General features: G+C 66.6%; 5 protein-coding genes. All 5 read right to left on the bottom strand.

Annotation, left to right across the window (positions count from 1 at the left end):
- Positions 1-159: ATP-binding cassette domain-containing protein (locus AC3XYG_RS14385; RefSeq protein ID WP_489140525.1), on the bottom strand; the 159-nt coding region annotated here is incomplete at its 3' end.
- Positions 160-164: 5 nt separating this feature from the next.
- The gene (locus AC3XYG_RS14380) at positions 165-1082 is read right to left on the bottom strand and encodes a carbohydrate ABC transporter permease (protein WP_489140524.1); all 918 of its coding nucleotides are present in this window, start codon (positions 1080-1082) and stop codon (positions 165-167) included.
- Entirely contained in the window at positions 1079-1618 is a 540-nt protein-coding gene (locus AC3XYG_RS14375) for a carbohydrate ABC transporter permease (protein ID WP_489140523.1), read from the bottom strand. The genes AC3XYG_RS14380 and AC3XYG_RS14375 overlap by 4 nt, the downstream gene beginning before the upstream one ends.
- On the bottom strand, positions 1576-1953 hold the full coding sequence (locus AC3XYG_RS14370; RefSeq protein WP_489140522.1) for an ABC transporter permease family protein: 378 nt from the start codon (positions 1951-1953) through the stop codon (positions 1576-1578). Before AC3XYG_RS14370 ends, AC3XYG_RS14375 begins: the two co-directional genes overlap by 43 nt.
- 7 nt (positions 1954-1960) lie before the next feature.
- Positions 1961-2443: extracellular solute-binding protein (locus AC3XYG_RS14365; RefSeq protein WP_489140521.1), on the bottom strand; the 483-nt coding region annotated here is incomplete at its 5' end.

Raw genomic sequence — 2443 nt, 5'->3', positions numbered from 1 at the left:
GAGGCCGGCGATGGCGTTCAGCAGGGTGGACTTGCCGCAGCCGGACGGGCCCAGCAGCACGGTGAAGGCGCCGGGATCGACCTCGATGTCGATCTCGCGCAGCACATGCAGCGGGCCGTAGGACTTGTTGAGGCTGCGGATCTGAATGCCGGTGGACATGTGCGTTACCCCTTCACGGCGCCCGAGGCAATGCCGCGGACGAAATACCGGCCGGAGAGGAAGTAGACGAGCAGCGGCGGAATCGCGGTCAGCACCGTTGCCGCCATGTTGACGTTGTACTCGACCGTCCCGGTGGTGGTGTTGACGATGTTGTTGAGCTGGACCGTCATCGGCAGGTTGTCGCGGCCGGCGAAGATCAGCCCCAGCAGGTAGTCGTTCCAGATGCCGGTGACCTGCAGGATCACGGCGACGATCAGGATGTTGACCGACATCGGCAGCATGATCTGGAAGAAGATGCGGAAGAAGCCGGCGCCGTCGACCCGCGCCGCCTTCACCAGTTCCTCCGGGATGCCGGCGTAGAAGTTGCGGAAGATCAGGGTCATCGTCGGCAGGCCGAAGATGACGTGGATCAGAACGATGCCCGGCAACGTGCCGTAGAGGCCGAGGTTGGAGAAGATCTTGACCAGCGGGTACAGGATCACCTGGTAGGGGATGAACGCCCCCAGCATCAGCGCGGTCAGGATCTTGTCGGCATGGCGGAAGCGCCATTGCGCCAGGGCGTAGCCGTTCAGGGCGCCGGCCAGCACCGACAGGATGACGCTGGGGATCAGGATCCGGACCGAGTTCCAGAAGCCGACATGCAGCCCGTCGCAGAACAGGCCGGTGCAGGCCGACAGCCAGGCCTTGCCCCAGGCGTCGAGTGTCGGCGCCATCGGCAGGGCGAAGATCGAGCCTTCGCGGATCTCGTCCATCGACTTCAGCGAGGTCGAGAACACGATCAGCAGCGGGATGGCGAAGAACAGCGCGGCCAGCACCAGGAAGGCATAGAGCCCGGCCCGGCTGCCGGAAAGCTTGCGCACCGGGCGGCGGATGGCGCGCGGGATGCCCTGAGACCGCGCGGGGGCGACGACGGCGTCGGTCATCGGTTCCTCCGCGACAGCTCGATGTAGAGATAGGGCGACAGCGCCGCCAGCACCGCGACCAGCATCACCACGGCGCCGGCCGAGGCCAGGCCGATATTGGCGCGTTCGAAGGTCAGGTCGGTGACGAACTTGGCCGGCAGGTCGGTGGCGTTACCGGGGCCGCCCTTGGTCATGGCGACGACCAGATCGTAGCTTTTCACCACCGCGATCGACAGCAGCACGACGCAGGTGACGACCAGCGGTCGCAGCATCGGCAGCACGATCGATATGTAGGTGCGCCAGCGCGGGATGCCCTCGACCCGGGCGGCGCGCCAGATCTCATGGTCGATGCCGCGCAGCCCCGCCAGCATGATCGCCATGATCAGGCCGGAGGAATGCCAGACCGCGGCCAGCACCAGGGTGTAGATCGCCCGGTCGCGGTCGACGATCCAGTCGAAGGCGAAGCTGTCCCAGCCCAGGCCGCGGACGAAATCCTGCAGCCCCATGGTCGGGTTCAGGAACCACTGCCAAGCCAGGCCGGTGACGATGAAGGACATCGAGAAGGGATACAGGAAGATCGAGCCATCAGCCCCTCGGCGCGCACCCGCTGGTCGATCAGCACCGCCAGCACGAAGCCCACCGCCAGGGCGGCGGCGATGAACAACACGCCGAACACCGCGATATTGGCCACCGACGCCTGCCAGCGCTCGTTGTCGGCCAGGCTTTCATACTGCCTGATGCCGACGAAGACCGAGCTGGGCAGCATGCGGGAGTTGGTCAGCGAGATCCACACCGTCCATCCGGTGGTGCCGCAATACACCACCAGCGCCACCAGCATGGCCGGCAGCATGGCGGCATGGGCGGCGGCTCGCGAGCCGATATGGCGCGCCATCTCCGGCTCACAGCTTCTGCGTCAGGGCGGTGCCGACACGGGTGACGAAGGCCTCGGGCGTCATCGACTGGTCGTTCCAGAACTGCGAGACCAGATCCTCCACCGCGCCGGTGATGGCCGGCAGGGCGAGCAGCTCGTTGGCCGGCACCTGGGCGGATTTATCGGCCAGGATGCCGGCGGCCTTGCGGGCGCAGGCGTCCAGGCTGCTGACATCGACATCCAGCCGCACCGGGATGGAGCCCTTCTTCTGCGCGAAGGCGATCTGGGTGGCGGGTTCCAGCATGACGGTGGCCAACTTGAGCTGGGTCTTGGTCACCTCGGCGTTCTTCTGCGCGGGGAAGGCGAACACGTCGCCGCCGAGCACATAGCCGGCCGATGTGCCGTTGCCGAGGATGGTGCAGCCGTATTCCTTCCCCGCGGTCTGGCCGGCGGCGCTGAACCCGCCCTTCGCCCAGTCGCCCATCACCTGCATGCCGGCGCGGCCCTGGAT

The sequence above is a fragment of the Inquilinus sp. genome (genome assembly GCF_057815775.1).
The sequence above is the reverse complement of the archived record's forward strand: the minus strand, read 5'-3'. Positions and strand labels throughout refer to the sequence as shown.